Raw genomic sequence first — 2749 nt, forward strand, 5'->3', positions numbered from 1 at the left:
TAATCTAGATGAATTTATCAAAAAATCAAGTCTTATCATTGTCAATAATTTTACTTTCTTTCACAGTAAATGGATGTACTATCTCGAATAAAAAATTACCACCATCTCCTGAAGTAACTCAAGAGCAGCAACAAAAAGCATTAACTCCTGAAGAAATACACGAAAAAGTTTTAACAATTGACAGTCATATTGATTGGCCTTATCGTCAATTTTTAGATCCTGATTTTCAACCTAATATTAGACATCTACCAGGAAAACTAGGAAGTGGTCAATGGGATATTGTTAGGATGCAAGAAGGTGGATTAGATGCTGTCTTTATGTCAATATTTACTCCTCAAAAGGAACGCGATCGCCAAGGGCATGAACAGGCAAAAGCAAAAGCCATTAAAATGATTGAAATAACAAAAAAGATGGCAGAAGAAAATTCAGATAAAGTTGAAATTGCCTTAAATCCAGAGGATGCTGAACGCCTGGATAAAATGGGGAAAATAGCAATATTTATGGGTATTGAAAATGGCTATCCAATTGGTAAAGATATTAGTAATGTGAAATTTTTCTACGACCAAGGTATTAGATATATAACAATAACTCATTCCAAAAACAATGAACTAGCGGATTCTTCTACCGATAAAAAACAAGAATGGAATGGGTTAAGTGACCTGGGAGAAAAAGTTGTCAAAGAAATGAATAGTTTGGGTATCATGGTCGATATTTCTCACGTCCATGATGATACATTTTGGGATGTAATTAAGTTAACAAAAGCACCAGTCATCGCATCTCATTCTAGTGCTAGACAACTAGAAAATCATCCTCGCAATATGAGTGATGAAATGCTAAAAGCTGTTAAAGAGAATGGTGGGGTTGTACAAGTTTGTATTTTTGATACCTATATAAAAAAACTACCCCAGACAGCAGAAAGAGAAAAAGCAATGAAAACAATTGCCAAAGAAATAACTGCTTATTGGCAAGGAAAACTGAGTCAAGTAGAAATAGAAAAATTTAGAGAAAAATATCGTCAAATTAATCAGAAATATCCTAAAAATCAACCCACTGTTGCTGATGTAGTAGACCATATAGATTATATGGTAAAAGTTATGGGTATCAATCATGTTGGTATTGGTTCAGATTTAGATGGCGGTGGTGGAGTTAGAGGAATGAATGATGTTTCAGAAATGCCAAATATTACAAAAGAATTAGTAGCACGGGGATATACTGAAGAGGATATTCAAAAAATTTGGGGTGGAAATTTAATGCGAGTTTTTAGTGAAGCGCAAAAAGTAGCGAGAGAAATTCAGAACCAAGAAATATCAGGAAAATAACTTTGTAAAATGATTGACTCAGAATTTTTCCAACTATGATTGAGCTTTTCTTTTCGGTTGTATCTGCTGTTTTTCCAGTAGGGTGTATAGTTTTAATTGGTTTTATATTTGGCAAAAATTTTTCCATTGATGAACCGACACTTTCCAAACTGGCTTTGTATGTTTTATTTCCGGCATTATTAACCGATATAATGTATCGGACTACTCTTAGTATTGAGTCAGCAATAGGAATATTTATAGCCTTTGGATTAACCTATCTTTTACTCTGTTTAATATCTTGGGGAATAGGAAGAAGATTAGGTTTTTCGGAGTCTCTACAAAAAAGTTTATTGGCGACTACAGCTTTACCTAATTCTGGAAATATGGGGTTACCTGTAACTTTATTTGCATTAGGAGAAGCGGGGTTAGAAAGAGCAGTAATTTATTTAATATCATGGAATATAATTGTGATGAGTACAATGCCTGCTATCCTCAAAGGGGGAGGGTTTCGGTCTGGTATTATTTTTACTCTAAAACTGCCCATAATTTGGGGAATGATTTTAGGTGTAATTCTTAACTCATTTAATATTGAATTACCTCTAAAACTTGATGATGGTTTACATCTTTTGAGAGAAGCTGCAATTCCAGTTGCTTTATTATTGATGGGAATACAAATATCTAAGAATCGTTTTCAACCAGGTACTTATGACTTAAGTGCTAGTTTAATCCGTTTGTTAGGAGGAGCATTTGTTGCTTATTTAGTTGGTAAAATTCTGAATTTAGAAATGCTTGATTTACAAGTATTAGTCTTACAAAGTGCGATGCCAAGTGCCTTAACTTCTTTTTTAATAGTTAATGAATTTGGTGGGGATGCGACAAGAACTTCTAAGGTTGTGGTAGTATCAACCCTCTTATCTTTTTTAACTTTGCCTCTAGTATTGTGGGCTATTGGTGCAACATCTTGATGTTATGTTAATTATTAACTACAATCTTGTCAAAAGATCAAAATTATATTACCTAACTGTTAGGTGATTAGCTATTTTCAAGTTGTGATTTTATATCGTTGATATTATTGAAATGGTTTATATATTAACAAATTTATGTTATTGATACTTTCTACAACTCCTAACGTTCAAAAAGAGAGTTTATGGTATTAAACTCCCTTAAAAGTTTCTCCTTCCGAGCAATGTTTCAGCACCGATAAACATTAGTTTAGGTAATACCAATTTTCAAAAATAATGTTACGAATAGTAAGAGAGATAAAAAGACTTTACAGGATATTTTCCTTTGACAAAAAAGATTATTTATGACCTAAAAAATGGTATTAAAGCCATTCATTTGTATTTTTATTGGCAGTCCATTCTTTGATTTTATAACCTAAATTTTCAGCATTTTTTATCATACCAAAAGTTTTCAGTCCGTTAAGAATAGACTTGAATTTCAATGGTATA

The 2749-nt window shown here is 32.4% G+C and carries 2 protein-coding genes; both read left to right on the top strand.

Going from position 1 to position 2749, the window contains the following annotated elements:
• The first annotated feature begins 38 nt into the window (after positions 1-38).
• Positions 39-1319, top strand: coding sequence for a dipeptidase (locus tag F6K13_RS27150; RefSeq protein WP_287288996.1), 1281 nt, complete (start codon positions 39-41; stop codon positions 1317-1319).
• A 35-nt stretch (positions 1320-1354) separates the two neighbouring features.
• Complete coding sequence (locus F6K13_RS27155; RefSeq protein ID WP_287288998.1) at positions 1355-2263, top strand: AEC family transporter; 909 nt, start codon at positions 1355-1357, stop codon at positions 2261-2263.
• The last annotated feature ends 486 nt before the right edge of the window (positions 2264-2749 follow it).

It is taken from the genome of Okeania sp. SIO2B9, assembly GCF_010672505.1.
In the GTDB taxonomy this organism is placed as follows: domain Bacteria; phylum Cyanobacteriota; class Cyanobacteriia; order Cyanobacteriales; family Microcoleaceae; genus Okeania; species Okeania hirsuta.